Origin of the sequence: Caballeronia pedi (assembly GCF_001544915.2) — a bacterium.
GTDB classification, from domain to species: domain Bacteria; phylum Pseudomonadota; class Gammaproteobacteria; order Burkholderiales; family Burkholderiaceae; genus Caballeronia; species Caballeronia pedi.
Window position 1 is genome coordinate 24,259 of the sequence record NZ_FCOE02000049.1, and the last position, 26,278, is coordinate 50,536.

The following is a 26,278-nucleotide window of genomic DNA, read 5'->3' on the forward strand; positions in this document are numbered from 1 at the left end:
CGCCTAAGCGGCGAGCGCCTTTTCGACCACTTCGCGCACGTCGCGCGATTTCACCTTCGACGCGACTTCGCTCAACGCGGCGTGCATCTTCTCGCGCAGTTGCGGCGTGAAGCGGCGCCACAGTTCGAGTCCGCGCGCGAGCCGGGCGGCGACCTGCGGATTGAGCGCATCGAGCGCGATCACCTGTTCGGCCCAGAACGCGTAACCGGAGCCGTCGGCGGCGTGAAACTGGGCCGGGTTGCCGCTGCAGAAGCTGAAGATCAGCGAGCGCGCGCGGTTCGGGTTCCTGATGTTGAACGCCTGATGCTGCATCAGCTTGCGCACGATCTCGATCACCTTGCGGTCAGGCCCGCCGCGCTGCGTCGCCTGGAGCGCGAACCACTTGTCGATGACGAGCGCCTCGTTTTCGAAGCGGCGGTAGAAGTCGGCCAGCGCCGCGTCGGCGACGCCCGCATCCGCGCCCTTCGTCGCGCTCGCGAGCAGCAGCGCCGAGAGCGCCGCCGAACGGTCGGTCATGTTATTGGCGGCGTCGTACTGCGCCTGCGCGAGCTTGACCGCTTCGCGCGGATCGTCGAGCTGGCTCAGATAGGCGAGGGCGAGGTTCTTCAGGCCGCGCTTGCCGGCATCTTCCGACACCGGACGGTACTCGCCCGGCGTGCGATTGGCTTCATAGGTCGCGAGCCACTTGTCGCGCAATTGCGACGCAAGGCGGCGGCTCATGAAGACGCGCGCGGCGTGCACGGCGGCGGGATCGGAGACGGCCATCTGCTCGGCGAGATAGCTTTCCGACGGCAGCATCAGCGCGAGTTCGCGGAACGCGGGCGTGAGCGTGGTGTCGTCGAGCACGCGCGCGAAGGCGGCGATCACCTGATCGTCGATGGCAAGCGTTTCGCCCTTCGCCGCGCGCTCGGCGAGCGCGAGCAGTTCGCGCGTGGCGAGGCGCTGGCCGGCTTCCCAGCGGTTGAACGGATCGCTGTCGTGCGCGAGCAGGAACGCGAGTTCATCGTTCGTGTAGTCATACTCGACGATTACCGGCGCCGAGAAATTGCGCAGCAGCGAGGGCAGCGGCGCCTCGTTCACGTCCACGAAAGTGAACGACTGATCGCGTTCCGTGAATTCGAGCACGCGCGTCGTGCCGTTCGGTTCCTGCTCGCCTTCCAGCCGCAGCGGCAGATCCGCGCCGTTCTTGCCGATCAGGCCAACCGAGAACGGAATCAGCAGCGGGCCTCCCTGCGTGTCGCGCGCCGCCTCGGACGCTTCTCCGTAGCCCTGCGCGAGCGACAGCGTATAGCGCTTCTTCGCGGCGTCATAGGATGCGCGGACCGAGACGCGCGGCGTGCCCGCCTGGCTGTACCAGCGCTCGAACTGCGCGAGATCGCGCTGATTCGCGTCGGCGAGCGCGTGGCGGAAGTCGTCGCAGGTCACGGCCTGGCCGTCGAAGCGCTGGAAGTAGAGATCCATGCCGCGGCGAAAACCGTCGCGGCCGAACAGCGTCTGATACATCCGCACGACTTCCGAGCCTTTTTCGTAGACGGTCATCGTGTAGAAGTTGTTGATCTCGACGTAGCTCTCCGGGCGCACCGGATGCGCCATCGGGCCCGCGTCCTCGGCGAACTGCATCTGCCGCAGCACGCGCACGTCCTCGATGCGCTTGGTCGCGCGCGCGGCGGCGCTGGCCGCACCATCGACGTCGCCGGCGGACATGTCGGCGGAAAATTCCTGATCGCGGAACACGGTCAGGCCTTCCTTCAGGCTCAACTGGAACCAGTCGCGGCAGGTCACGCGGTTGCCGGTCCAGTTATGGAAATACTCATGACCGACCACGGCTTCGATGTTGGAGAAGTCGGTGTCCGTCGCGGTTTCGGGATTCGCAAGCACATACTTCGTGTTGAAGATGTTGAGCCCCTTGTTCTCCATCGCGCCCATGTTGAAGTCGCTGACCGCGACGATCATGAAGCGGTCCAGATCCAGTTCCAGCCCGAAGCGCTTTTCGTCCCAGCGGATCGAGTTGATGAGCGAATCCATTGCGTGATGCGTCTTGTCGAGATCCTGCGGCTCGACCCAGACCTGCAGCAGCTTTTCCTTGCCCGAGCCCGACCGGATGCGCTCCTCGATGCACACGAGCTTGCCCGCGACGAGCGCGAACAGATAGCTCGGCTTCTTGAACGGGTCTTCCCACTGGGCGAAGTGGCGGCCATCGGGCAGATCGCCTTCGCCGATCAGATTGCCGTTGGACAGCAGCACCGGATACGCGGCCTTGTCTGCGCGCAGCGTGACGGTGTAGGTCGACATCACGTCGGGGCGATCGAGGAAATAGGTGATGCGCCGAAAGCCCTCGGCTTCGCACTGCGTAAAGAAATTGCCGCTGGAGACATAAAGTCCGGAGAGCGTCGTATTCTCGGCCGGATTGCAAATGTTCTCGATGCTAAGCTCGAAGTCACCCGCAGGAATATTGCCGATGGACAGTCCGTTCTCACTGATGCGGACATCCTCGTGCGCCACGCCGTCGATCTTCGCGCTCACGAATTCGAGCTGTTCGCCCATTAGTTCGAGACGCGATGCGTCGCCCTGGGCGTCGGGGTTGCGGCGCAGCTTCATCGTGTTCTTCACGACCGTGCGCGCCGGCACGAGGTCGAATTCGAGTGCGACGGAGTCGATCAGGAAAGCGGGCGGCGTGTAGTCCTGGCGGCGAATCACTGCGGCTGCGGTCGTGTTGGACATGGCAAGATCTTCAAAGTGAATTGAGCGGCGCGGGCGCATTGCCTGACGTGTCGTTCAGGGCACGAACGCAGGCGCGGCATGTCGAACCATTGTACAAAACGCCCGTCGATCGTGAGCGGCGTCTCGCCGACGCGCGCGGACATGCGGCGGGCGCTTGCGCTATCTATAACTAAGAAGGGCAGTTTCCGAGTGAGGACGACCATGAATTTCCCGATCAAATCGCTCTGCCGATGGGCATTGATACTGGCGGCGATGTGGCTCGCGGGCTGCACGACCTATGTGCAGACGCAGGTGACCGCTTTCTCCGACTGGAGCGGCAGCGACGCGACGCGCACTTACGCGTTCGCGCGACAGGGCGAGCAGCAGAACAGCATCGAACAGACCACTTACGAGACGCTCGTCGCGAATGAACTGTCGAAGTACAACTTCCGGCAGGTGAACGACTCCAGCGCCCGCTATTCGGTGGCGCTCGCATATTCGGTCCGCGGCGACATGGTGACCGTGCGCCAGCCGGTCTATTACGATCCGTGGCCGATGTACGGTCCGTACGGACGTCCGTTCTGGGGGCCGTGGGGCGGCTGGGGCCCGTACGGCCCGTGGGGCCCGACGGGCTATGTCGACCAGAGCTATCCGGTGTACATCCACGCGTTGCAGATTCGCATGACCGACCGCCAGAACGGCCGCGAGGTCTACAAGGTGACGGCGGTGAATTCCACGGGCGACGCCTCGCTCTATCAGGCGATGCCGTACCTCACCCGCAGCGCGCTCGCCGATTTCCCGCTGGGCAACGGCACCGTGCGCACCGTGACCTTGCCGGTGGACAAGAACGGCGGCATATCGAACGAAACGGCGGCGGCCCCGCCGTCCGCGTCAAAGACCGTCGACTGAGCGGCGCGCGAGAACGCTTCGGAAATTTTTGCCGCGGCGCGTCGACATCGATTTTGTCGACAGCGCCGCGCGGCGTTTCAGAATCGCCCGCCGGCCTTGATCAAACAGGGATTCATCGCCTCGACGCGAGGCCGCAATATATGCAGGTGCGGTCAAATAGCGATATATTCGCGGGATGACAAAATCGTGTCCGCCCAATCCTAAAGCCGTTCCCGAGCCCACCACATGGGATGCGCGGCTCGCCCGCCGTCTCGTCACGCCGCTCGTCGGCACCCCGGTAACGCCCAACCATCTGACCACGCTGCGCCTCGCCATCGGCGTGGCCGGCGCGTATTATCTTTCGCTCGGTCAGTTCTGGATGTGCACGCTCGGCGCACTGCTGATCGCGCTGTCGAATTTCGTCGATCACACCGATGGCGAACTCGCGCGCATCAGCGGCAAGTCGAGCAAGATCGGGCACTTCTACGACCTCGCGAGCGACGCGCTCGTGACCGTGCTGCTGTTCCTCGGCCTCGGGTTCTATGTCGCCGTGCATCATCCGTCGATCATCGTCCCCGCGCAGTGGCTCGGTGCCATCGCGGGCGTGGCGGTCGCGCTGATTTTCTTCCTGCGCATGCGCATCGAGTCGATGGTCGGCAAGTCGGGCACGAAGCAGGCGTCGATGGCCGGCTTCGAAACGGAAGACGTGCTGTATCTGGTGCCGGTGGTGACCATCCTGAACGGCATGACGCCGTTTCTGATTGCGGCGGCGATCGGCGCGCCGCTCTTCGCCATTTACGTGGCGGTGGATTATCGGCGCGTCGTGCGGCGGCTGAAGCAGCACGCGCAGGCATCGCATGCAAAAGACGGTAATGATCTACAGGCGGTGAGATGAGCGATACGGCAACTCCGGAGAACACGCTGACCCGGCCCGCGCAGACGGCAACGGGCGCGAGCCCGTCGACGCGCGACATCGATGCCACGATGAACACGCGCCTCGCCGCGCTGCACACGCCGAAGCTGCGCGACGAGTACGGTCAGCAAGGTTCGTTTCTCTATATAGAAGACTTCCTGCCGCGCGATTACACCGAGCGCCTGATCGCAGCCGTCCACGACGTGATGCCGGCCGTGAACCGCAATTATCTGCCGGGTCACAAGGCGGGCGGCAGCGTCAGCCGCCACACGCTCGACAAGCTCGCGCCGTTCATCGCGGATTTGTACCGCTCCGAAGCGCTCATCAAGTGGCTGGAGACGATCACCGGCGACAAGTTGCAACTCTCGCCCGAAGACGATCCGCACGCTTACGCGCTGTATTTCTACACGCGTCCGGGCGATCACATCGGCTGGCATTACGACACGTCGTACTACGAAGGCCGCCGCTATACGCTCCTGCTCGGCGTGATCGACGATTCCTCCTGCCGGCTCGATTACGAGCTACACACTAAAACGCCCGGCATTCCGGATCAACCGGGTTCGGTGCAATATCCGCCCGGCGCGTTCGTGTTCTTCGACGGCGACAAGCTGCGCCATCGCATCACGCCGCTCGGCGAGAACGAGATGCGCGTGTCGCTCACGTTCGAGTACGTGACCAACCCCAGCATGCGGCCGTTCCAGCGCTTCATCTCGAACATGAAGGACTCGATCGCGTATTTCGGCTTCAGGCAGGTCTTTCGCCGCAAGAGCGGCAAGACCGGACAGGCATGAGCCGCGCGGGCACATTTCTGCTGTCCGCCGGCGTGGTGCTGTTCATCGCGCTGCTCGGCTGGCAAGGCTTCGGTTCGGTGGCATCGACGCTGGCGGCGGCCGGCTGGGGTCTGGTCGCGGTCGCGGCCTTTCACTTCGTGCCGCTTTTCATCGACGCCGGCGCGATCAGCGTGCTCTTCTCGCACAATGAACGCGACGTTTCCCTGCGCGACGCCTTGCTCGCACGCTGGGCCGGCGAATCCGTGAACAGCCTGATGCCCGCTGGCCAGATCGGTGGGCCGATGCTGATGGTCCGCTACCTCGCGCAGCGCGGCATGCGTGCGCGCGACGCCGCCGCCGTCATCACCGTCAGCACGACGATGCAGACCGTCGCGCAACTGATCTTCGCGCTGATCGGCGTCGTGCTCCTGACGGGTTATGTCGCGGGCGGTTCGTCGTCGACCGTGACGATCGCCGTGCTGGCGGTGATCGGCGTGATCAGCGTGATGATTTTCGGTTTCTATCTGGCGCAGCGGCGCGGTCTGTTCGGCCGCGCCATGCGCTTCGCGTCCGGCATCGCGGCGAAGTTCTCGGCGAAGCGCGACTGGTCGTCGCTCGTCACGCGCGCCGAAGCCGTCGATGCCGCCGTCCACGAGATGTATCGCGAGCGCGGCAAGGTCGCGGCGAGCTTCGGTTTGAGCCTGATCGGCTGGATCGTCGGCACGGGCGAGGTGTGGCTCGCGCTGCATCTGCTCGGCCATCCGGTCGGCTGGGCGGAAGCGCTGCTGCTCGAAAGCCTCGGCCAGGCGATTCGCGGCGCGGCGTTCGCCATTCCCGGCTCGCTCGGCGTGCAGGAAGGCGGTTATCTGCTGCTCGCGCGTATGGTCGGCCTGCCGCCCGAGGCGGCGCTCGCGCTGTCGCTCGCCAAGCGCGCGCGCGAATTGCTGCTCGGCGTGCCGGGCATCGTCTATCTGCATTTCGTTGAAAAAGGCTGGCAGCGTCGCCGTCTCGCGCGCGTGCCGGACATCGACTGACCCACCCACGAAGGGAACACAAGCATGCGCGCAATTATTCTTGCGGCCGGGATGGGCTTGCGCCTCGTTCAGCCCGAAGGCCAGCAAAAGCCGAAATGTCTGCTGCGGTTTGGTGATGCATCGTTGCTCGAACGTCATCTGCACTTCTTGAAAGCCGCGAATGTCGATGAAGTCGTCTTCGTGACCGGGTTCAAGAGCGAGCAGATCGAAGCGGAACTCGCATCGATCGACTGGAAGCCGAAGACCGAAATCGTCGTCAACGACGAATTCACGCTCGGCAGCGTGCTTTCCGTGCACACCGCGCGCGACGCGATGACGCGCGGCGGCGACGTCCTCCTGATGGACGCCGACGTGCTCTACGACGAACGCATTGTCGAGCCGCTCGTCGCGGGCGGCCCGGTGAACCGCCTGTTGATCGACCGCGATTTCGAAGCGGGCGATGAACCGGTGAAGCTGTGCGTCGACGACGGCGTGCCGGTCGAGCTGCGCAAGCAGGTCGCGGCGGGCCTGAAGTACGACACGATCGGCGAATCGGTCGGCTTTTTCCGCTTCGATCAGGCGACGGCCACGCGTCTCGCCGAAATCTGCGCGGATTATGTCGCGACCGGCCGCGCGAAGATGCCGCACGAAGAAGCGGTGCGTGACCTGTTGCTGGAGAATGTGCAAAACCCGTCCCACGTGTTCGATATCGCCGATGTGACCGGCGCGCCGTGGATCGAAATCGATTTTCAGAACGACGTGAAGCGCGCGGCCGACGAAGTGCTGCCGCAATTGAACGCGCTGAGTCAGTTTGCAGGAGCATCACAACAATGAACGCACCCGGAAACATTCCCGTCGGCTATTCGCGCACGCTGCGTCTGCGCGAGATGCTGCAAAGCAATCGCCTCGAATTCCTGATGGAAGCGCACAACGGCATTTCGGCGCGCATCGCGAAGGAAGCGGGCTTCAAGGCGATCTGGGGCTCCGGCCTGTCGATCTCCGCGCAGTTCGGCGTGCGCGACAACAACGAGGCGAGCTGGACGCAGGTCGTCGACAACCTCGAATTCATGGCCGACGCGAGCGATCTGCCGATCCTGCTCGACGGCGACACCGGCTACGGCAACTTCAACAACGTGCGCCGGCTCGTGAGGAAGCTGGAGCAGCGCGGCATCGCGGGCGTGTGCATCGAGGACAAGCAGTTTCCGAAGACCAACAGCTTCATCAACGGCGAGGCGCAGCCGCTTGCCGACATCGACGAATTCTGCGGCAAGATCAAGGCGGGCAAGGATTCGCAAAGCGATCCGAACTTTTCGATCGTCGCGCGCGTGGAAGCGCTGATCGCGGGCTGGGGTATGGAAGAAGCGCTCAAGCGCGCCGAGGCGTATCGCCAGGCGGGCGCCGACGCGATCCTGATCCACAGCAAGCTCTCGAAGCCGGACGAGATCCTGACCTTCGCGCGCGAGTGGGCCGGTCGCGGTCCGCTCGTCATCGTGCCGACGAAGTACTACAGCACGCCCACCGACGCGTTCCGTCAGGCCGGCATCAGCTGCGTGATCTGGGCGAACCATCTGATTCGCGGCGCGGTCTCCGCGATGCAGGCGATCGCGAAGGAAATCCACGACAGCGAAACGCTCGTGAACGTGGAAGACCGCATCGCGTCGGTGAACGAGATCTTCCGTCTGCAGGACGCGGACGAATACTCGGCTGCCGAAAACATCTATCTGAGCGCGGCCAACGAGAAGCGCAGCGCGATCGTGCTGGCCGCGAGCCGCGGCGCGGGCCTCGAAGCGCTCACCGAAGACCGTCCGAAGGTCATGCTGCCGGTCGCAGGCAAGCCGCTTCTGCGCCATCTGGTCGAAGCGTTCAAGAAGGAAAGCATCAACGACATCACCGTCGTCGGCGGTTATCGCGCCGATGCGATCGAGAAGGGCGGCATCCGTCTGGTCGTCAACGAGAAGCACGAATCCACGGGCGAACTCGCGTCGCTCGCGTGCGCGGTCGGGCACATGAACGGCGACACCGTGATTTCCTACGGCGACCTGCTGTTCCGCAGCTACATCCTGCGCGATCTGACCGAGTCGGACAGCGACTTCTGCGTGGTCGTCGATTCGTCGCAGACGCCGCAGACGGGCGCGAGCGCAACCGACTTCGCGTATTGCTCGACCGCCGACGACCGCGCGCTGTTTGGCCAGAAAGTCTGGCTGGAAAGCGTGGTCGGCGCGGGCCAGGCGTTGTCCGACGGCCGCGCGCCGCAAGGCCGCTGGATGGGTCTCGTCAAGGTGCGCGCGGGTGCGCGTGAACGTCTGCTCGCGACGCTGCAAGCCTTGCAACAGCGCGCCGATTTCGACACGCTCGACACGGCCGCGCTGCTCAACGCGCTGATCGCGGCGGGGCAGAAGATCGAAGTGCAGTACGTGCATGGTCACTGGCGCGGCGTGAACGATCTCGACGACTTCCGTCGCGCGGGCGATTTCGCGCACGGTCAGACGCCGATCGGTTCGGAAGGCTCGGAGAACGCGCGTGATTGAGGCCGCCCAGTTCGTCGAAGCCGCGCGCGAGCGTGGTTTCGACTGGTACGCGGGCGTGCCGTGCTCGTTTCTCACGCCCTTCATCAATTACGTGTTGCAGGATGAATCGCTGCATTACGTATCGGCGGCGAACGAAGGCGATGCGGTCGCGCTGATCGCGGGCGTCGCGCTGGGCGGCGGGAAGAAGCGGCGCGGCATCGCTATGATGCAGAACTCCGGTCTCGGCAACGCGGTGAGTCCGCTGACGTCGCTGACGTGGACGTTCCGGCTGCCGCAATTGCTGATCGTCACATGGCGCGGCCAGCCCGGCGTGCACGACGAACCGCAGCACGCGCTGATGGGCCCGATCACTCCGCAGATGCTCGAAACCATGGAGATTCCGTGGGAACTGTTCCCGACGGAAGCCGACCAGATCGGCCCGGCGCTCGATCGCGCGACGGCGTACATGGACAGCACCGGCCGTCCGTATGCGCTCGTCATGCAGAAGGGCAGCGTCGCGCCTTACGAGTTGAAGAAGACGGGTTTGTCGGGCGTGCGTGCCAATGCGCGTCCGGCGGCCGTGCAGCGCTTCGAAGGCGAGCGCGTCACGCGTCACGACGCGCTGCAAAGAGTCATCGCCAGCACGCCGGCGGATTCGACGGTCGTGCTCGCATCGACGGGCTTTTGCGGCCGCGAGTTGTACGCGATCGATGACCGCGCGAACCAGCTCTATCTGGTCGGCTCGATGGGCTGCGTGACGCCGATGGCGCTCGGCCTCGCGCTCTCGCGCCCCGACCTGCGCGTGCTCGCGCTGGACGGCGACGGCGCGGCGCTCATGCGCATGGGCGTGTTCGCGACGCTCGGCGCGTACGGCCCGTCGAATCTGATTCACTTGCTGCTCGACAACGGCGCGCACGAATCGACGGGTGGCCAGGCGACCGTTTCGCGCGAAGTCGATTTCGCGTCGATCGCGTCGGCGTGCGGCTACGCGCTCGCGCTCGACGGCGACGACATCGGCGTGATCGATCGTCTGTTCGACGCGAAGGATGTCGACGGCGCCCGTTTCGCGCGTCTGTCGATCCGAACCGGCACGCCCGCCGACCTGCCGCGCCCGAAGGTCACGCCCGAGGACGTGCGCGCGCGCTTGCAACAACACATTGGAGGCCGTTGATGCTGCTGCTCAATCCGGGTCCTGTCACGCTGAGCGAACGCGTGCGCAAGAGCCTGCTGCAAACCGACTTGTGCCATCGCGAGCCGGAGTTTTTCGATTTGCAGGATGAGGCGCGCCAGCGTCTCGTCGCCGCTTACGAACTCGATCCGGCCGTATGGAGCGCCGTGCTGATGACGGGCTCGGGCACCGCTGCGGTCGAAAGCATGATCGCCGGGCTCGTGCCGGAAGGCGGGCGTCTGCTCGTCGTGGAAAACGGCGTGTATGGCGATCGCATCGCGCAGATCGCGCGGCAGTATCACATCGACCACGAAGTCGTGAAGTACGAGTGGATGCAGGCGCCGGACATCGACGCGATCATCGCGCGGCTCGACAGCGATAAGTTCACGAACGTCGCGATCATCCATCACGAAACGACGACGGGCCGGCTGAACGCGATCGATCAACTGTCGCGCGCGTGCGGCGAGCGCGGCATCGGCCTGTTGCTCGATGCGGTGAGCAGCTTCGGCGCCGAAGCGATCGATTTCGACGGCGGCGGCATCGCCGCGATCGCCGCGACGGCGAACAAGTGTCTGCACGGCGTGCCGGGCGCGGCGTTCGTCATCGCGCGCCGCGATGCGCTGGCGAAGGCCGCGAGCCGCAACTACTACCTCGGCATCGCGCGTCTCGCGAAGCTGCAGGACGAGCGCAACACGCCGTTCACGCCGTCGGTGCATGCGTACTATGCGCTCGTCGAAGCGCTGCGCGAGTTCGAGGAAGAAGGCGGCTGGCGTGCGCGTCACGCGCGCTATGCGCGGCTGGCGGAGCAGGTGCGCGCGGGGCTGGCGTCGCTGGGCATCGACAGCGCGTTATCGCCCGAGGAGTCGTCGGTGGTGTTGCGGGCGTATCGGCTGCCTGCGGGCGTGACGTATGAAACCCTGCACGATGCGCTGAAGGCGAAGGGCTTCGTGATCTATGCAGGGCAGGGCGGCTTGTCGAAAGAACTGTTCCGCATTTCGACGATGGGCGCGCTCGATGCGAACGATATGGACCGGTTGATTTCGTCGTTCGTGGCGCTGCTGCGCTGAATTACTGCTTGCAAAAAATCGACGTGATGAAAGGCGCGACGTGGTGCACATCCGCGTCGCTGCTCGCGGCGCGCACCTGCTGTTCCACCTCTTTGTCGCCGCCCCACACGACCACGCCGTAAGCCGAATCGGCGATCGGCTCGCCCTTGCCGAGCCTGAAGATCGGATCATCCTTCTGGTAAGCGACGACCACATAGACCTTGAAGCCATAAGCCGTCAGCGTCGCGCCTTTCACGGGCTTGAACGCGTTGACCGAATTCGGCTCCACGCGCATCGGCTTGGTTTCCAGCAGTCCCTCCTGCTGCAAGGGCGCGACGAAATCATGCGCGGTCGATTTGCAGTCGAGTTGCGCATCGATCGGCTTCGCATGCGCGAGCGGACCGAATGACGCGAGCGTCACGGTCAGGGCGATCCGGTAGAGTCGGGCGGCGTGCTTCATGTTGACGCGATGTTCAGGACAGCTTGCACTTTAGCGAGATTGCAAGGAATCTGCACGAATCGTCGAGCGAATTGTCATGGGGCGCGTGGTCGAGCCAACAAAAAAGCGGCCCGCAGGCCGCTCGTCGGATCAATCGCCGATGGCGCGTCAGGCCGCCAGCTCCAGCTTCGCCGTATTGCGCGTGTCGCGCGAATGCACGCGCTTGCCCGCCGCATACGTTTCGAACACCGCGCGATCGTCGCCGAGCAGCGCGAATGCGAACAGCAGTTCTTCCAGCGATTCCGTACGCGACGTGCGGCGCGCGAGCAGCGGCGTGGCGTTGGGATCGAGCACGACGAAGTCCGCTTCGCTGCCAGCGGCGAGCGTGCCGATCCTGTCGTCGAGTTCGAGCGCCTGCGCGGCGCCCGTGGTGGTGAGCCAGAACATGCGCGTGGCGGTCAGATGGTGGCCGGTCAGGCGCGCGATCTTGTGCGCCGCGCCCATCGTCTGAAGCATGGAGAACGACGTGCCGCCGCCGACGTCCGTCGCCATCGCCACCGGCATGTTCGACGCGCCCGCCTTCTCGAAGTCGAACAGGCCGCTGCCGAGGAACAGGTTCGACGTCGGGCAGTGCGACGCCACCGCGCCGGTCTCCGCCATGCGCTCGCGGTCGCGGTCGTCGAGATAGATGCAGTGACCGTACACCGCGCGGCGGCGCAACAGACCGTAGTGATCGTAAATGTCGAGATAGCTGCGATGCCCCGGAAACAGGCTCTCGACCCATTTGATCTCGTCCGTGTTCTCCGCGACATGACTCTGGATGAACACGTCCTGATGCTTCTGCGCGAGCGCGCCGCACGCTTCGAGCTGCGCTTCCGTCGATGTCGGCGCGAAACGCGGCGTCAGCGCGTATTGCTGACGTCCGCGGCCGTGCCAGCGCGCGATGAGTTCGGCGCTGTCGTCGTAGCCGGATTGCGCCGTGTCGCGCAGGAACTCGGGGCAGTTGCGATCCATCAGCACCTTGCCCGCGACCATGCGCAGATTGCGCGCCTCGCTTTCGGTGAAGAACGCGTCGGCGGATTGCTTGTGCACCGTGCAGTAGACGAACGCCGTCGTCGTGCCGCAGGCGAGCAGCTCGTCGACGAAAAAGCTCGCCGTTTCACGCGCGACCGCCGGGTTCTCGAAGCCGCGCTCGGTCGGGAACGTATACGTGTTCAGCCACGGCAGCAGGCCCGGCGCAGGCGACGCGATCATGTCCGTCTGCGGATAGTGAATGTGCGAGTCGATGAAACCCGGCACGATCAGCTTGTCGCGCAGGGTGTGGACGGTCGCGTCGGGGCTGAGCTTGTCGCGGATCGACGCATACGCGCCTGCCGCGACCACTTTCCCGTCCTCGACGATCAGGAGGCCATCGGCCTCGTAGACCGCGCCGTCAGCGGCATGCGCGGGATCTTCCCGGAAGGTCAGCAACTGGGCGCGGTAGGCGGTTTGAGTCATGATGCAACGTCTCCGTTTTGTGAGGATGTCTACAACTGCGAAAGCAGTACGAGCGAAAAGGCCGCGATGATCCACATCGCCGGCTTGATTTCCTTCGCGCGCCCCGTCGCCGACTTCAGCACGACGAACGCGAGAAAGCCGTACGCGACGCCATCGGTGATCGAGTAGGTCAGCGGGATCAGGATCATCGCGAGGAACGCGGGAATGGCTTCATCGAAGCGATGCCATTCGATCTGCGTGATCGCTTCCATCATGAACACGCCGACGAGCACGAGCGCGGGCGCGGTCGCGATCGCCGGCACGAGCGACAGAAGCGGCGAAAGAAACAGGAACGGCAGGAAGCACAGGCCGGCGACGACCGCGACGAGACCCGTGCGCCCGCCCGCCGAAATGCCCGCCGCCGACTCGATATACGCGTTCGCCGGGCTCGTGCCGAGCGGCGCGGAGATGAGCGCGGAAAAGGAATCGACCATCATCGACTGGCGGATGTTGCGCGGGTTGCCGTCGCGGTCGTAGAGCTTGCCGGCTTCCGAAATCGCCATGAACGTCGAGAGCGCGTCGAAGAACGAGGTGAACAGCATCACGAAGATGAACGGCCAGTAGATGACCTTCAGCGAGCCGACGAGATCGAGCTGACCAAGCGCCGAGAAATCCGGCGCAGAAATGAAGCCGTTCCAGTTGACGAGCGTCTTCGTGGCGATGGCGGCGGGCCAGTACGCGGTGCCGTCGCCGTAAAAGCGGCCGATGGGAATCGCGATGATCGTCGTGAACACGATGCCGAGCATCAGCGCGCCGGTGACCTTGCGCGCGACGAGAATCGTCGTGACGGCGAGGCCGACGAGGAACGTGATGACGACCGGATTCAGCGACGCCGAATGCACGATCGTGACCGGATCGCCGACGACGAACTTCGCGTTCACCAGCCCGATCAGGCTGATGAACAGGCCGATGCCGCACGACACCGCGTGCCGCAGATTCGCGGGAATCGCATCGACGACGAGCTTGCGCGCGTTGAACACCGCGAGCACCGTGAAGATCACGCCGGACCAGAACACGCAGCCGAGCGCGGTCTGCCACGGCATCTTGCCGCCGTGAACCATGACGAACGCGAACAGCGCGTTCATGCCCATGCCCGGCGCGACGAGCACCGGATTGCGCGCGTAAAGGCCCATCGCGCAACTGCCGAGAAAGCTGACGATGACGGTCGCCGTCAGCGCGGCCGGGAAGGGTACGCCCGCCTGCGAAAGAATGCCCGGATTGACGACGATGATGTACATCGCCGTGAGGAACGTCGTGATCCCCGCGACGATTTCGGTCTTCGTGCGCGAGCCCGCCGCGCGGATGCCGAAGAAGCGTTCGAGCGCGGTCGTGTCCTGTTGTGGAGTTGTTGCTGTCGTTTCCATGCTCGTTACTGCTTCCAGTGCTGATCCAGGCGCGCCACCATTGCGTCGCGTTCTTCTTCGGTGACGAACGAGGCTTCCAGGCTGTTTCTGAGCAGCGTGTAGACCTCGTGATCCGTGAGCTTCAACGCATCGACGATCGCGAAGTAATTCGCGTTGACGTAGCCGCCGAAGTACGCGGGATCGTCGGAGTTGATCATCACCGCGACACCCTGATCGAGCAGGTCCTTCAGCGTGTGCTTGGTCATGTCGTCGAACACGCAGAGCTTGAGGTTCGACAGCGGGCAGACGGTCAGCGCGATGCGCGCATCTGCGAGACGCGCGACGAGCGCCGCGTCCTCGATGCTGCGCACACCGTGATCGACGCGATCCACCTTCAGCAGATCGAGCGCTTCATAGACATACGACGGCGGGCCTTCCTCGCCCGCATGCGCGACGAGCTTCAGACCGCGCTCACGCGCCTTCGTGAACACGCGCTCGAACTTCGACGGCGGATGGCCGCGCTCCGACGAATCGAGCCCGACGCCGATCAGCCGATGCGCGTACTTGTCGAACAATGGCAACGCGCTTTCATACGTCGCGAGTGCGTCTTCCTCTGAAAGATGGCGCAGGAAACAAAGAATCAGCTTGCTGGAAAGACCGCGCTTTTCGCCTTCCGCCAACGCGGCATCGATGCCCGCGACGACCGTTTCGATCGGCACGCCGCGTTCGGTGTGCGTCTGCGGATCGAAGAAGATTTCCGTGTGCGCGACGTGGTCCGCGAGCGCGCGCTCGACGTAGGCCATCGTCATGTCGTAGAAATCCTGCTCGGTGAGCAGCACGCTCGCGCCCGCGTAGTAGATGTCGAGGAACGATTGCAGATCGGTGAACGCATACGCGGCGCGCAGCGCATCGATCGAGTCGTACGCAAGCTTCACGTTGTTGCGCTTCGCGAGCGCGAAAATCAGCTCCGGTTCGAGCGACCCTTCGATATGGATATGCAGCTCGGCTTTCGGCGCGCGCGCAATCTTGTCGGCGAGTGTGGGATTCATGTGGGCTTTGTGGTGTTGGGGCTACGGTTGCGCCTGTGGGTCAGGCGGTTTGTTGCGACGACGCGTGGCTCGAAGCGCTGGCTTCGACCGCCTGCAGCAGTTGGGCTGCCGCTGCAACGGCGATCACTTCGGGCGCCTTGTCGACGATTCCGTCGATGCCGATCGGACACACCATCCGCGCGATGCGGGCCGGGTCGATGCCGCGCGCCGCGAGCCGGTGCTCGAACTGCTTCTTCTTCGTGAACGAGCCGATCATGCCGAAGAACGCAAAATCGCCGCGTCTCAGGATGCACTCCGCCAGCGCGAGATCCACCGTGTGGTTGTGCGTCATCACGATGAAGTACGCGTGGGGCGGCGCGCGGTCGACTGCTTCGTCGGGTGCGTCGTTCGGCTCGATCGTCACGTTGTCCGGCACGAACTGCGGCGCGGGAAAGGCGGCGTCGCGCTCGTCGACCCAGGTCACGTGGCAGGGCAGCGTCGCGAGCACGCGCACGAGCGCGGCCCCGACGTGGCCCGCACCGAACAGCACGACCTGAAAATCGCGCGGCGCGATGGTTTCGGTGAGCAGCGCGCCGCTCTCGTCGAAACCGGCGCCGTCCCACAGGAGGCAGTCGGTGTCGGTCGCGCCCGGTTCGGGATCGGAGAGCATGACGGCATCGGGCATCGGCGCGAACGAGACGCTGCGCACGGTCGAGAGACCCTGCGCGGTGCGTTTCGAGAGCGTCGTCACCCAGTTCAGATCCGCCACGTCGAGCCGCTCGAACGCCAGCACGACCGCGCCGCCGCAGCACTGGCCGAGGCTGGGCCCGAGCGCGAAACGCTCCAGCCTGCGCATGCGCGGGCTGCGCATGCCGTCCTTCAGCACTTGCCGTGCGGTCTCGATGGCCTTCCATTCCAGATGGCCGCCGCCGATCGTGTAGCGCGCGTCCTCGCGCGTGACGATCATCTTCGTGCCCGGCTCGCGCGGCGCGGAGCCTTCGACACGCGCGACCGTCACGAGCACGACGGCGTCGCCGTGCGCGAGCAGGTGTTGCAGGTCGTTCAGCCAAACTTGCATCGAGTGAGCTCCAGAAATGATTCGTGTATGCGTCGTCGCGGGCGCTAGTTTACCGGGGCCGGTTCGAAGGTTTCGACCGTCAGCGCGTCAAGAATTGCCTCGGGCGTCGCCGGCGCGCGCAGTTTCGGCGCATCGGCGGAATCCGGTGCGGCGGATGCGATCGCCGCGCGGATCGCGAGCAGCACCGAAAACGCCAGCAAAAGCGGCGGCTCGCCGACCGCCTTCGAGCGGAATATCGTCGGTTCGGCGTTGTCGTTGCCCGCGTCACGAAACAGCGCGACGTTGAAGACCGCAGGCGCGTCGCTGACGGCGGGAATCTTGTAGGTCGACGGCGCGTGCGTCATCAGACGCCCGTCGCGGTTCCACCACAGCTCTTCCGTCGTGAGCCAGCCCATGCCCTGAATGAAGCCGCCTTCCACCTGACCGATGTCGATGGCGGGATTGATCGAGCGTCCGGCGTCGTGCAGCAGATCGGCGCGCAGGAGCTTCCATTCGCCGGTGAGCGTATCGACGATCACTTCCGACACCGCCGCGCCATACGCGAAGTAGTAGAACGGATGGCCTCGCAGCGACTTCGCGTCCCAGTGGACTTTCGGCGTCGAATAGAAGCCGTCCGACCACAACTGCACGCGCGCGAGATACGCGGCCGCGATGAGCTGATCGAACGGCATCTGTCCGCCGTTCACTTCCACGACGCCGCCATGAAACCGCACCTCCGACGCATTGCCGCCGAGCTGCTTCACGACGAGTTCGGAAAGCCGCGCGCGGATCTTGAGCGCCGCGTCCTCGGCCGCCTTGCCGTTCAGATCGCTGCCGGTCGATGCCGCCGTCGCCGAGGTATTCGCTACTTTCGATGTATCCGTCGCCGTCACGCGCACGCGCGGCAGGCCGATGCCGAGCACGCTCGCGACGACCTGCGCGACTTTCGTGTTGAGCCCCTGGCCCATTTCCGTGCCGCCGTGATTGACGAGCACGGAGCCGTCCTTGTAGACGTGCACGAGCGCGCCCGCCTGATTCAGGAACGGCACGTTGAACGAGATGCCGAACTTGACCGGCGTGAACGCGATGCCGCGCCTGAGCACGCTGCTTTTTGCATTGAACGCGGCGACTTCGGCGCGGCGTTTCTGATAATCGCTCGACGCGATGAGTGCGTCGGTCAATGCCGCGATCACGTTGTCCGCGACCGGCTGGCCGTAAGGGGTCACGTTGCGATCGCCGATGCCGTAGTAATTCGCGCGCCGCACGTCGAGCGGATCGCGTTTCAGCCGATGCGCGATGTCATCGAGCATCACTTCCATCACGAGCGCGCCTTGCGGTCCGCCGAAACCGCGAAACGCCGTGTTCGACTGCGTGTTGGTCTTGCAGCACAGCGCGCGAATCTCGACGTCGCTCAGGTAGTACGCGTTGTCGAAGTGACAGACCGCGCGCGTCGCGACCGCGCCCGACAAGTCCGCCGAATAGCCCGCCCGCAACGCGATCTCGACGCGCGCGCCGACGATGCGGCCGTCGTCGTCGAAGCCGCATTCGTATTCGTAGACGGCGTCGTGGCGTTTGCCGGTGATCATGAAATCGTCGTCGCGGTCGGCGCGCAGCTTCACGGGGCGCTTGAGCAGATGCGCCGCGAGCGAGGCCACGCACGCGAACAGCGCCGATTGCGATTCCTTGCCGCCGAAGCCGCCGCCCATGCGCCGGCATTCGCACAGCACGGCATGGGTCGGCCAGCCGAGCATGTGCGCGACGACCTGCTGCATCTCGCTCGGATGCTGCGTCGAACTGTGGACGAGCATGCCGTCCTGCTCTTTCGGCATCGCGTAGGCGACCTGGCCTTCGAGATAGAACTGCTCCTGGCCGCCCACTTCGAACTCGCCCTTCAAGCGATGCTTCGCCGCCGCGATGCGTGCGGCCGGATCGCCGCGCAGCAGATGCAGCGGCGGCAGCACGAACTGGTTGCGCGCCTTCGCTTCGCGCGGCGTGAGCACGGCTTCGAGCGGCTCGTAGCGCACCACATCCTCGCTTTTCGCGAGCGCAGCGGCGCGGCGCGCCAGATCGTGACTCTCGGCGATGACGGCGAACACCGGCTGGCCGAGGTACTGCACTTCATCGTTGGCGAGGATCGGGTCGTCGTGCAGCACCGGGCCGCAATTGTTCTCGCCGGGAATGTCGGCGGCTGTCAGCACCGCGACGACGCCAGGCGCCGCGCGCACCGCGTCCAGATCGAGCGACACGATGCGCGCGTGAGCATGCCGCGACAGTCCGAGCGCCGCGTGCAGCGTGCCGCGCAGTTCGGGAATGTCGTCGATATAGACCGCTTCTCCGCTCACGTGCAGCGCCGCCGATTCGTGCGGCAGCGCGGCGCCGGCGGCGTCGAGCGCGATCGGTTCGGTGACCTTGTTCATGGCTGCTCCTCGGAAGCCGCATGCGCTTCGTATGCGAAGGCACTCACGTCGGCGAGCGCGAGCGGCGCATCGCGGCGCGTTTCCAGATAGAAGCGCCACAGGACGTTGCGCGCCACCTTCGCGCGATACGCGCTCGACGCCCGCATGTCGGTGAGCGGCTGGAAGTCGGCGTCGAGCGCGGCCATCGCGGCGCGCGCCGTGTCTTCGGTCCAGTCGCCGCCGATCAGCGCCGCTTCCGCCTGCGTCGCGCGTTTCGGTGTCGCGGCCATGCCGCCGAACGCGATGCGCGCATCCTTCACGCGATGCTGCGCGTCGAGCGTGATCGCGAACGCGGCGCATACCGCCGAGATGTCCTGGTCGTAGCGCTTCGCCACCTTGTAGGTGCGAAAGCGCAGCGCCGCGACCGGGCGCGGCACGCGGATCGACGCCACGAATTCGCCTGCGTCGAGCGCGGTCTTCTGATAACCGAGATAGAACGCATCGAGCGGCATCGTGCGGGTCTTGTCGGCTTTTTGCAGCACGAGTTCCGTCTTCAGCGCGATCAGCGCGGGCATCGAATCGCCGATCGGCGAGCCGTTCGCGACGTTGCCGCCGAGCGTGCCTGCATTGCGGATCGGCCGCGAGGCGAAGCGCGTCCACAGTTCGGCGAGTTCGGGATAGTCGCCGGCGAGCGCGGCGTAGGCGTCCTCCAGCGAGGCCGCCGCGCCGATGGTCAGCGTCCGCGCGTCGCGCTCGATGATCTTCAGTTCGTCGACGTTGCCGATGTAGAGCAGGTCGCCGAGATCGCGGAATTGCTTCGTCACCCACAGGCCGACGTCAGTGCTGCCCGCGAGCAGGCGCGCGTTCGGCTGCGCGGCGCGCAATCGCGCGAATTCGGCGCGCGTGACGGGGGCCTGGAACGTGTGCGGACCGGATGCATCGGACGCGCGATATTCGAACGTCTGCGTGCGCTTCAGTGCAAGCAACTGCTGCGTGACGGCGTCGGCATCGAAGGGCGGGCGCGGGTAGTCGAACATGCGCTGCGCGGCATCGACGATCGGCCGATAACCCGTGCAGCGGCACAGATTCCCCGACAGCGCTGCGGCGATGTCATCGCGCGACGGCGGGCCCGCATCGCGCGGATGGCTGTGATAGAGCGCCCACAGGGACATCGCGAAGCCGGGCGTGCAGAAGCCGCACTGCGAGCCGTGACAGTCGACGAGCGCCTGTTGCACCGGATGCAGCGTGCCATCCTCGCCGCGGAGGTCCTCGACGGTGAAGAGGGCGCGCGAATCGAGCGTCGGCAGAAACTGGATGCAGGCGTTGACGGCCTTGAGCGCGAGCGCGCCGGCGGCGTCGAGTTCGCCGATCACGACGGTGCACGCGCCGCAATCGCCTTCCGCGCAACCTTCCTTCGTGCCGGTGCAAAGCGCGGTCTCGCGCAGATGCTGAAGCACCGTGCGCGTGGTGGGAGCGTCGCCGATCTCGCGTATGGCGCCGCGTTGGAGAAAGCGGATGGTTTGCGTTGTCATGAGTGAAAAGACATTGCGGACCGGGCGCGCGTTACGCGGTTTCCGTTCGCCTCATGGGTTGCATGAGAAAGCTGCCTTTGAGCGAATCGGACTGCGCGCACGTAGATCGCCATCCAGACACGAACATATCACCGCAATATCCCAAAAATATTGCCGGGCACGTATCAAGATTATGCGGATGCGCTGATGCGGGAAAGGGAAAGCGCGTGGAGCGGGATGAAGCGGGGAAGAACGGGCGACCGCGAACGGGTCGCCCGGAAATAATTACCGTGCCGTGGTGCGTAGATTGCGCTTCAGACGCAGACTGGCCGCGACCAGCACGAAAATCAGCGCGAACGCGATCAGCGACCACTGCGGCAGGGACAGCCCGAGGATCGGCGGATAGGGCGTCTCGCACAGGCCCGCGACCTTGAACACCTGCGGCAGCCAGGCAGCGGGCGGCAGACCGTCGACGATCGGCTGAAGCGCGTCGAAGCCGCAACTGAAGCCGGGATGCGACTGCACGTAGACGTGGCGCGCCGCGGTGGCGATGCCGCCGAGCGCAGAAATGGCGACGAGCGTTTCGAACAGCGCGATGCCGCGCCAGTTCCGGAAAATCGCGCCGATGAACGCGAAGATCGCGACCAGCACGAAGAAATAGCGCTGGATGATGCACAGCGGGCAGGGATCTTCGTTATGGAAGAACTGCAGATACAGCGCGCCGCCGACCAGACCGAGACTGACGAACCCGAGCAGCACGAGGAGGCGCCGCTCGCGCCGCATCGCCCGGTCGCCCTGATGCATCGTGAAGTGATTTAAAGAGTTGTTCATTGTTTCGCAACGATTCGAGAAGGAAGCACCTAAGTTGCGCCGGTAGAGCGGTGAATTCTAGCGCGAACGCCCGATGCGCAAAATCATCCGCCCATTTCCAGGCGTTCAGCGCGTCGTCGCGAGCACCGCTTCGACCGCGCGTCCGATCGACAGCAACGCGTCGTCGGAGTTCGGCGCGCCCGCGAGCATCAGGCCGACAGGCGCTTCGCCGCGCGGATGGCACGGCAGCGACAGCGCGCACGCGTCGAGAAAGTTGAAGGTCGTCGGGTTGCGCAGGATCAGCGCGTTGGCGCGCGTGAAGGCGTCGTCGTCGGCTTCCAGATCGGCGATGCGCGGCGGCAGCACCGGCACCGTCGGGCAGACGATGGCGTCGAAACGCTGCCAGAGCGTCGTGCGCGCGTCTTCGATCATCGCGGCGCGCGCCTCGCACAGGTCGATGTAATCCGCCGCGCTCGCCGCCTCCGCGCGCTTCAGCCGCGCGAGCACGCGCGGATCGTAGTCGCCGCCGCGCTCGGCCATCAGCTTCCGATGCCACGCATGGGCTTCGATCGCGACGAGCGGGTAGCGATTGATCTCCGGCAGCCGGTCCAGCGGCGCGAAACGCACGTCTTCGACGAGCGCGCCCGCCGCGGCCAGATGATTGACGGCCGCGGCGACCGCATTGGCGACGGGCGCCTCGACGCCATCGGTCACGTAGTTCGTCAGCACGCCGAGGCGCACGCCGTCGAGCGGACGCGTCGCGGGTACGCCGGGATCGCGGCCCGCCAGAATGCGGTCGACGAGCGCGCAACACGCGACCGACACGCCGATCGGCCCGAACGAATCGAGCGACTTCGAGAGCGGCACGCCGCCTTGTTTCGGGATGCGGCTCGCGGTCGGCTTGAAGCCGGTGATGCCGCACAGCGCGGCGGGAATGCGGATCGAGCCGCCGGTATCGGTGCCGAGTGCGATCGCGGCCATGCCATCCGCAACCGACGCCGCCGCGCCCGACGAAGAACCGCCCGCGATGCGCGCGTCGCCCGGCACGTCGGCGCGCCACGGAGAGCGCGGCGTCCCGTAATGCGGGTTCAGGCCGAGGCCGGAGAACGCGAACTCGCTCATGTTGGTGCGCCCGACCAGCACCGCGCCCGCGCGGCGCAGACGCGCGACGGCGACGGCATCGGCCTTCGCGGGCGCGGCATCGCGCAGCGCCTTCGAACCGGCGCGCGTCACCTGGCCTTCGACGTCGAACAGATCCTTGATCGACACCGGAATACCCGCGAGCGGCGAGAGCACGGTGCCGGCGCGGCGCAACGCATCGTGCGCGTCGGCGGCGGCGCGGGCGTGTTCAGCATCGACATGCATGAAGACGGTCGAGCCCTGACCCGACGGGTCGGCGATGCGTTCGAGCGCCGCCTCGACGAGCGCGCGGCTCGTCGTGCGGCCGCTTTTGAGATCGGCGGCGAGTTGGGCGAGAGGGGCGAACTGCGGCGAAGTGGTCGGCATGGCGTCGGGCAGTGGCTTGGCCGCGTGCGAGAAGGCCGGGCGCGCCCGGCGCTTCGCATCGGCAGTGAAAGGATGGGCGCGCTGCGGCTCGAAGCCGGGCGCTCAAGGTGGCTGTCATTCTAAGCCACCGACGCCGTTCGAACACCGCTCAGATCGTGCGCGAGAAGCGCCGCAGGCTCGCCTGTCCCAGATAGCGGTCGAACACCGACGCGACGTTGCGCACCAGCATGCGCCCGGCGGGCAGCACGCGGATTGCGTTGCGCGACAGGTCGATCAGTCCGTCGTCGGCCATCGGCGCGAGGCGCGCGAGTTCGCTGGCGAATGCGACGGGAAATTCGATGCCGTGCGTGCTCACGACATCGTCGAAACGCAGCTCGCCGCCGCACATGAGGCGCATGATGACGTCGCGGCGGAGTTCGTCGTCGGCGGAAAGACGCACGCCGCGCGCGATGGCCAGACGCCCCGCATCGATCGCGGCGGCGTAGTCGGCAAGCTCGCGCGCGTTTTGCGCGTAGACATCGCCGATCTTGCCGATCGACGACGCGCCGATGCCGATCAGATCGCAATCCGCGTGCGTGCTGTAGCCCTGGAAGTTGCGCTGGAGCGTGCCGGCTTCGAACGCGCGCGCGAGTTCGTCGCCAGGCAGCGCGAAATGATCCATGCCGATATAGACATAGCCCGCGTCGCTCATGCGCGCGATCACGCGCTCGAGAATCGCGAGGCGCTCGGTGGCCGAGGGCAGCGCGCTTTCGTCGATCTGCCGCTGCATCTTGAAGAGCGCCGGCATGTGCGCGTAGCCGAACACGGAGACGCGGTCGGGCTTCAGATCGACGATCGCGTCGAGCGTGCGCGAAAAGCTCTCGACGCTTTGATGCGGCAAGCCGTAGATCAGATCGACGCTCACTGACTTGAAGCCGTACGCGCGCGCGGCGTCGAGCACGGTTTCGGTCATCGCGCGCGGCTGGATGCGGTTGACGGCGCGCTGCACGCGCTCGTCGAAATCCTGCACGCCGAGGCTCAGGCGGTTGAAACCGAGTTCGCGCAGCAACGCGATGGTTTCCGCCGATGCCTCGCGCGGATCGACTTCGATCGAATATTCGGCGCGTTCATCCGGCACGAGGTTGAAATGTTCGCGCGTGGCCGACATCAGCTCGGTCATCTCGTCGTGCGACAGGAAGGTCGGCGTGCCGCCGCCCCAGTGGAGTTGCGTGACGGGGCGCGAGGTGTCGAAGAGCGCGGCCTGCAACGCGAGTTCGCGCTTCATCCGGTCGAGATAAGGGCGTGCGTGCGCGCGATTTTTCGTCGCGACCTTGTTGCAGCCGCAATAGAAGCAGACCGTGTCGCAGAACGGGATGTGGAAGTAAAGCGAGAGGTCGGCGCTCGGGCTGCTGTTTTTCGCCGCTTCGCGATAATGCGCGGCGTCGAACGAGTCGGTGAACTGGACGGCGGTCGGGTAGGACGTGTAGCGCGGACCGTGCGCGTCGTAGCGCGCAAGCAGGTCGGGGCGAAAGAGCGGGGCAGCGGGAGTCATGGCGGACCTCTGGGAATCATCCGAGTGTAGTCGGGCGATGTGCGCCGGAATTGCGTGATAAGGTCGCAGCCCGAAGGCAGCGATTTGACGAAGCGCAAAGGTGAGGCGTGGGACAATGTCGTTTCTTTTTGCGCTGTTCAGTGTCGCCATGTCGATCGATTCTTCGTCTCATGCCTGCCGGGAAGGCTGCGGTGCGTGCTGCATCGCGCCGTCCATCTCCAGTCCGATTCCGGGCATGCCGGAAGGCAAGCGCGCGGGCGAGCGCTGCATTCAATTAGGCGATGATCTGCGCTGCGGGATTTTCGGCGATCCGCGACGGCCCGCGTGCTGTGGCGGGCTGCAGCCTTCCGCGGAGATGTGCGGCGAGACGCGCGAATATGCGCTGGTGTGGATCGAGCGACTGGAAGCGCAGACACAGCCGACGCAACTGTCGTGACGATCGGCAGTCCAACGCCCGAATCGCGCCACGAGGCGCAGACCCGAAGAAACGCATTGGAGGATCACGCATGACGGAACCCGTCGCGCCGCTGCGGCGCCGGTTCGTGCTCGCAGGACTGATGTCGCTGCCCGCACTCGTACTCACATCGAAGGCCCGCGCGGCCTCGAACTCGATATTCCCGTTCATTCCGGACCACTACACATTCTCGACGCAGCAGGTTCAGGCCGCCGTCGCGCGCAAATTTCCGCTGCAACGCACGGCCTCGCAAATCTTCGACGTGGTCCTGAGCAATCCGGTCGTCGGCATGGCGCCGGATCGCAATCGCGTGACGGTGAAGGTCGATGCGCGTCTGGCCACGCCGTTCATGCCGAATCCCGTGGTCGGCGTGTTCACGCTTTCGACGCAACTCGGCTACGACGCGCCGAGTCGTTCCGTCATCCTGATTTCACCGAGTGTTGACGATGCGCAGCTAACCGGCGACGCCGCGCAATATAACCAGCAGATCGCCTCGGTCGGCGCGCAACTGGCGGCCCAGTTGCTCGATCGCTATCCGATCCACACCTTCAAACCGGAGGAACTCCAGTTCGCCGGAGTGTCGTATGAACCCGGTACAATCACAGTCCTTACAAACGGCATACGTGTGCAGATCGTTGAGAAGTAAGTCGAAATCTCTGCGCAATGTGCTCCACAAGCAACGGCGATAACGGCTAACAAGGGCTGACGGATGGACTGGATATTGATGGTGAAGGCGCTCATTCTGGGCGTCGTCGAGGGCTTGACCGAATTTCTGCCGGTTTCGAGCACGGGGCATCTGATCGTGGCGGGCAGTTTGCTGAATTTCACCGACGCGCAGTCAAAAACCTTCGATGTCGTCATCCAGTTCGGCGCGATTCTCGCGATCTGCTGGGAATATCGCGCGAAGATCGGCTCCGTGGTCGTGGGCCTGCCGGCGCGCGCGGACGCACGGCGCTTCACGCTGAACGTGATCATCGCGACGATTCCGGCCATCGTGCTGGGACTGCTGTTCGAGAAAACCATCAAGTCGGTGCTGTTTTCGCCGGTGCCGGTGTCGGTCGCGCTGATCGTCGGCGGCATCGTGATTCTGTGGGCCGAGGCGCGCCAGCGCGAACGCGCCGCCATGACGCGCGTGTATTCCGTCGACGATCTCACCTATATGGATGCCTTCAAGGTGGGGCTCGCGCAATGCTTCGCGCTGATTCCGGGCACCTCGCGTTCGGGCGCGACCATCATTGGCGGGATGCTGTTCGGGCTGGAGCGGCGCGTCGCCACGGAGTTCTCGTTCTTTCTCGCCATCCCGATCATCTTCGGCGCGACGCTCTACGAAATGGCGAAGTACTGGCGCACGCTGACGGTGAACGATTTCGGGCTGTTCGCCATCGGGCTGGTGGCCGCGTTCGTGAGCGCCTTCGTCTGCGTGCGCTGGCTGCTGCGCTACGTGGCGTCCCACGATTTCACGGCGTTCGCGTGGTATCGGATCGGCTTCGGCTTGCTGATTCTGATCGTCGGCTACAGCGGCGGGCTGAGCTGGGCGGACTGATCGCGGCTTTTTTGTCGCGCACGATGCAAAACGCCACGGCTTGTGAACTGCACCCCAAAAGTTGGACACAGATCCAACCTTTGGGGTGTTTTTCATGGCGAAGTACAGCGAGGGATTCA

At 65.1% G+C, this 26,278-nt stretch carries 22 protein-coding genes; 11 read left to right on the forward strand and 11 right to left on the reverse strand.

Annotated elements, in window-relative coordinates; translation table 11 throughout:
* Positions 1–3: 3 nt before the first annotated feature.
* Complete coding sequence (gene pepN / locus AWB80_RS37570; protein WP_061179688.1) at positions 4–2,721, reverse strand: aminopeptidase N; 2,718 nt, start codon at positions 2,719–2,721, stop codon at positions 4–6.
* A gap of 201 nt (positions 2,722–2,922) precedes the next feature.
* Here pepN and AWB80_RS37575 point away from each other — a divergent pair, with 201 nt between their 5' ends.
* From AWB80_RS37575 to AWB80_RS37610, 8 genes are all read left to right on the forward strand, one after another.
* The gene (locus tag AWB80_RS37575; protein WP_061179689.1) at positions 2,923–3,609 is read left to right on the forward strand and encodes a DUF4136 domain-containing protein; all 687 of its coding nucleotides are present in this window, start codon (positions 2,923–2,925) and stop codon (positions 3,607–3,609) included.
* Between the two features lie 175 nt (positions 3,610–3,784).
* Positions 3,785–4,483 carry a CDP-alcohol phosphatidyltransferase family protein gene (locus AWB80_RS37580; RefSeq protein WP_061179690.1) on the forward strand — a complete coding sequence of 233 codons (699 nt, stop codon included), beginning with the start codon at positions 3,785–3,787 and terminating at the stop codon, positions 4,481–4,483.
* Complete coding sequence (locus AWB80_RS37585) at positions 4,480–5,292, forward strand: HalD/BesD family halogenase (protein ID WP_061179691.1); 813 nt, start codon at positions 4,480–4,482, stop codon at positions 5,290–5,292. Before AWB80_RS37580 ends, AWB80_RS37585 begins: the two co-directional genes overlap by 4 nt.
* Positions 5,289–6,305 carry a flippase-like domain-containing protein gene (locus tag AWB80_RS37590; protein WP_061179692.1) on the forward strand — a complete coding sequence of 339 codons (1,017 nt, stop codon included), beginning with the start codon at positions 5,289–5,291 and terminating at the stop codon, positions 6,303–6,305. Before AWB80_RS37585 ends, AWB80_RS37590 begins: the two co-directional genes overlap by 4 nt.
* Positions 6,306–6,329: 24 nt before the next feature.
* On the forward strand, positions 6,330–7,118 hold the full coding sequence (locus tag AWB80_RS37595) for a phosphocholine cytidylyltransferase family protein (protein ID WP_061179693.1): 789 nt from the start codon (positions 6,330–6,332) through the stop codon (positions 7,116–7,118).
* Positions 7,115–8,812, forward strand: a complete 1,698-nt coding sequence (gene aepX, locus AWB80_RS37600) for a phosphoenolpyruvate mutase (RefSeq protein WP_061179694.1) — start codon at positions 7,115–7,117, stop codon at positions 8,810–8,812. Before AWB80_RS37595 ends, aepX begins: the two co-directional genes overlap by 4 nt.
* A complete protein-coding gene (aepY, locus tag AWB80_RS37605; protein ID WP_061179695.1) occupies positions 8,805–9,962 on the forward strand; it encodes a phosphonopyruvate decarboxylase in 1,158 nt (385 codons plus the stop codon). Before aepX ends, aepY begins: the two co-directional genes overlap by 8 nt.
* Entirely contained in the window at positions 9,962–11,026 is a 1,065-nt protein-coding gene (locus AWB80_RS37610) for a 2-aminoethylphosphonate aminotransferase (RefSeq protein WP_061179696.1), read from the forward strand. Before aepY ends, AWB80_RS37610 begins: the two co-directional genes overlap by 1 nt.
* Position 11,027: 1 nt before the next feature.
* On the opposite strand, the gene AWB80_RS37615 is transcribed toward AWB80_RS37610, so the two are convergent.
* From AWB80_RS37615 to hemN, 10 genes are all read right to left on the reverse strand, one after another.
* A complete protein-coding gene (locus tag AWB80_RS37615; RefSeq protein ID WP_061179697.1) occupies positions 11,028–11,465 on the reverse strand; it encodes a hypothetical protein in 438 nt (145 codons plus the stop codon).
* Between the two features lie 147 nt (positions 11,466–11,612).
* Entirely contained in the window at positions 11,613–12,941 is a 1,329-nt protein-coding gene (gene guaD, locus AWB80_RS37620; RefSeq protein WP_061179698.1) for a guanine deaminase, read from the reverse strand.
* Positions 12,942–12,970: 29 nt separating this feature from the next.
* Positions 12,971–14,344, reverse strand: a complete 1,374-nt coding sequence (locus tag AWB80_RS37625; protein WP_061179699.1) for an NCS2 family permease — start codon at positions 14,342–14,344, stop codon at positions 12,971–12,973.
* A 5-nt stretch (positions 14,345–14,349) separates the two neighbouring features.
* The gene (locus AWB80_RS37630) at positions 14,350–15,372 is read right to left on the reverse strand and encodes an adenosine deaminase (protein ID WP_061179700.1); all 1,023 of its coding nucleotides are present in this window, start codon (positions 15,370–15,372) and stop codon (positions 14,350–14,352) included.
* Positions 15,373–15,412: 40 nt separating this feature from the next.
* A complete protein-coding gene (xdhC, locus tag AWB80_RS37635; protein ID WP_061179701.1) occupies positions 15,413–16,429 on the reverse strand; it encodes a xanthine dehydrogenase accessory protein XdhC in 1,017 nt (338 codons plus the stop codon).
* Between the two features lie 44 nt (positions 16,430–16,473).
* Entirely contained in the window at positions 16,474–18,825 is a 2,352-nt protein-coding gene (xdhB, locus tag AWB80_RS37640; RefSeq protein WP_061179702.1) for a xanthine dehydrogenase molybdopterin binding subunit, read from the reverse strand.
* Positions 18,822–20,336: a xanthine dehydrogenase small subunit gene (gene xdhA, locus AWB80_RS37645; protein ID WP_061179703.1), complete on the reverse strand. Its 1,515-nt coding sequence runs from the start codon at positions 20,334–20,336 to the stop codon at positions 18,822–18,824. The genes xdhB and xdhA overlap by 4 nt, the downstream gene beginning before the upstream one ends.
* A 264-nt stretch (positions 20,337–20,600) precedes the next feature.
* Positions 20,601–21,119 (reverse strand): disulfide bond formation protein B, encoded by a 519-nt coding sequence (locus tag AWB80_RS37650; RefSeq protein ID WP_061179704.1) that lies wholly within the window; start codon positions 21,117–21,119, stop codon positions 20,601–20,603.
* A 132-nt stretch (positions 21,120–21,251) separates the two neighbouring features.
* Positions 21,252–22,631, reverse strand: a complete 1,380-nt coding sequence (locus AWB80_RS37655; protein ID WP_061179705.1) for an amidase — start codon at positions 22,629–22,631, stop codon at positions 21,252–21,254.
* Between the two features lie 148 nt (positions 22,632–22,779).
* Positions 22,780–24,162, reverse strand: coding sequence for an oxygen-independent coproporphyrinogen III oxidase (gene hemN / locus AWB80_RS37660; protein ID WP_061179706.1), 1,383 nt, complete (start codon positions 24,160–24,162; stop codon positions 22,780–22,782).
* Positions 24,163–24,310: 148 nt separating this feature from the next.
* Here hemN and AWB80_RS37665 point away from each other — a divergent pair, with 148 nt between their 5' ends.
* The 3 genes from AWB80_RS37665 (at position 24,311) to AWB80_RS37675 (ending at position 26,159) form a co-directional block, all read left to right on the forward strand.
* Positions 24,311–24,598 (forward strand): YkgJ family cysteine cluster protein, encoded by a 288-nt coding sequence (locus tag AWB80_RS37665; RefSeq protein ID WP_061179711.1) that lies wholly within the window; start codon positions 24,311–24,313, stop codon positions 24,596–24,598.
* 70 nt (positions 24,599–24,668) lie between these two features.
* Entirely contained in the window at positions 24,669–25,262 is a 594-nt protein-coding gene (locus tag AWB80_RS37670; protein WP_061179707.1) for a DUF1439 domain-containing protein, read from the forward strand.
* Positions 25,263–25,325: 63 nt separating this feature from the next.
* Positions 25,326–26,159, forward strand: a complete 834-nt coding sequence (locus AWB80_RS37675) for an undecaprenyl-diphosphate phosphatase (protein ID WP_061179708.1) — start codon at positions 25,326–25,328, stop codon at positions 26,157–26,159.
* Positions 26,160–26,278 lie beyond the last annotated feature (119 nt).

What these genes read in the sequence shown, in the direction of transcription:
- pepN (WP_061179688.1), bottom strand. Translation starts at nt 2,721, where the DNA reads ATGTCCAACACGACCGCAGCCGCAGTGATTCGCCGCCAGGACTACACG.
- AWB80_RS37575 (WP_061179689.1), top strand. Translation starts at nt 2,923, where the DNA reads ATGAATTTCCCGATCAAATCGCTCTGCCGATGGGCATTGATACTGGCG.
- AWB80_RS37580 (WP_061179690.1), top strand. Translation starts at nt 3,785, where the DNA reads ATGACAAAATCGTGTCCGCCCAATCCTAAAGCCGTTCCCGAGCCCACC.
- AWB80_RS37585 (WP_061179691.1), top strand. Translation starts at nt 4,480, where the DNA reads ATGAGCGATACGGCAACTCCGGAGAACACGCTGACCCGGCCCGCGCAG.
- AWB80_RS37590 (WP_061179692.1), top strand. Translation starts at nt 5,289, where the DNA reads ATGAGCCGCGCGGGCACATTTCTGCTGTCCGCCGGCGTGGTGCTGTTC.
- AWB80_RS37595 (WP_061179693.1), top strand. Translation starts at nt 6,330, where the DNA reads ATGCGCGCAATTATTCTTGCGGCCGGGATGGGCTTGCGCCTCGTTCAG.
- aepX (WP_061179694.1), top strand. Translation starts at nt 7,115, where the DNA reads ATGAACGCACCCGGAAACATTCCCGTCGGCTATTCGCGCACGCTGCGT.
- AWB80_RS37610 (WP_061179696.1), top strand. Translation starts at nt 9,962, where the DNA reads ATGCTGCTGCTCAATCCGGGTCCTGTCACGCTGAGCGAACGCGTGCGC.
- AWB80_RS37615 (WP_061179697.1), bottom strand. Translation starts at nt 11,465, where the DNA reads ATGAAGCACGCCGCCCGACTCTACCGGATCGCCCTGACCGTGACGCTC.
- guaD (WP_061179698.1), bottom strand. Translation starts at nt 12,941, where the DNA reads ATGACTCAAACCGCCTACCGCGCCCAGTTGCTGACCTTCCGGGAAGAT.
- AWB80_RS37625 (WP_061179699.1), bottom strand. Translation starts at nt 14,344, where the DNA reads ATGGAAACGACAGCAACAACTCCACAACAGGACACGACCGCGCTCGAA.
- AWB80_RS37630 (WP_061179700.1), bottom strand. Translation starts at nt 15,372, where the DNA reads ATGAATCCCACACTCGCCGACAAGATTGCGCGCGCGCCGAAAGCCGAG.
- xdhC (WP_061179701.1), bottom strand. Translation starts at nt 16,429, where the DNA reads ATGCAAGTTTGGCTGAACGACCTGCAACACCTGCTCGCGCACGGCGAC.
- xdhB (WP_061179702.1), bottom strand. Translation starts at nt 18,825, where the DNA reads ATGAACAAGGTCACCGAACCGATCGCGCTCGACGCCGCCGGCGCCGCG.
- xdhA (WP_061179703.1), bottom strand. Translation starts at nt 20,336, where the DNA reads ATGACAACGCAAACCATCCGCTTTCTCCAACGCGGCGCCATACGCGAG.
- AWB80_RS37650 (WP_061179704.1), bottom strand. Translation starts at nt 21,119, where the DNA reads ATGCATCAGGGCGACCGGGCGATGCGGCGCGAGCGGCGCCTCCTCGTG.
- AWB80_RS37655 (WP_061179705.1), bottom strand. Translation starts at nt 22,631, where the DNA reads ATGCCGACCACTTCGCCGCAGTTCGCCCCTCTCGCCCAACTCGCCGCC.
- hemN (WP_061179706.1), bottom strand. Translation starts at nt 24,162, where the DNA reads ATGACTCCCGCTGCCCCGCTCTTTCGCCCCGACCTGCTTGCGCGCTAC.
- AWB80_RS37665 (WP_061179711.1), top strand. Translation starts at nt 24,311, where the DNA reads ATGTCGATCGATTCTTCGTCTCATGCCTGCCGGGAAGGCTGCGGTGCG.
- AWB80_RS37670 (WP_061179707.1), top strand. Translation starts at nt 24,669, where the DNA reads ATGACGGAACCCGTCGCGCCGCTGCGGCGCCGGTTCGTGCTCGCAGGA.
- AWB80_RS37675 (WP_061179708.1), top strand. Translation starts at nt 25,326, where the DNA reads ATGGACTGGATATTGATGGTGAAGGCGCTCATTCTGGGCGTCGTCGAG.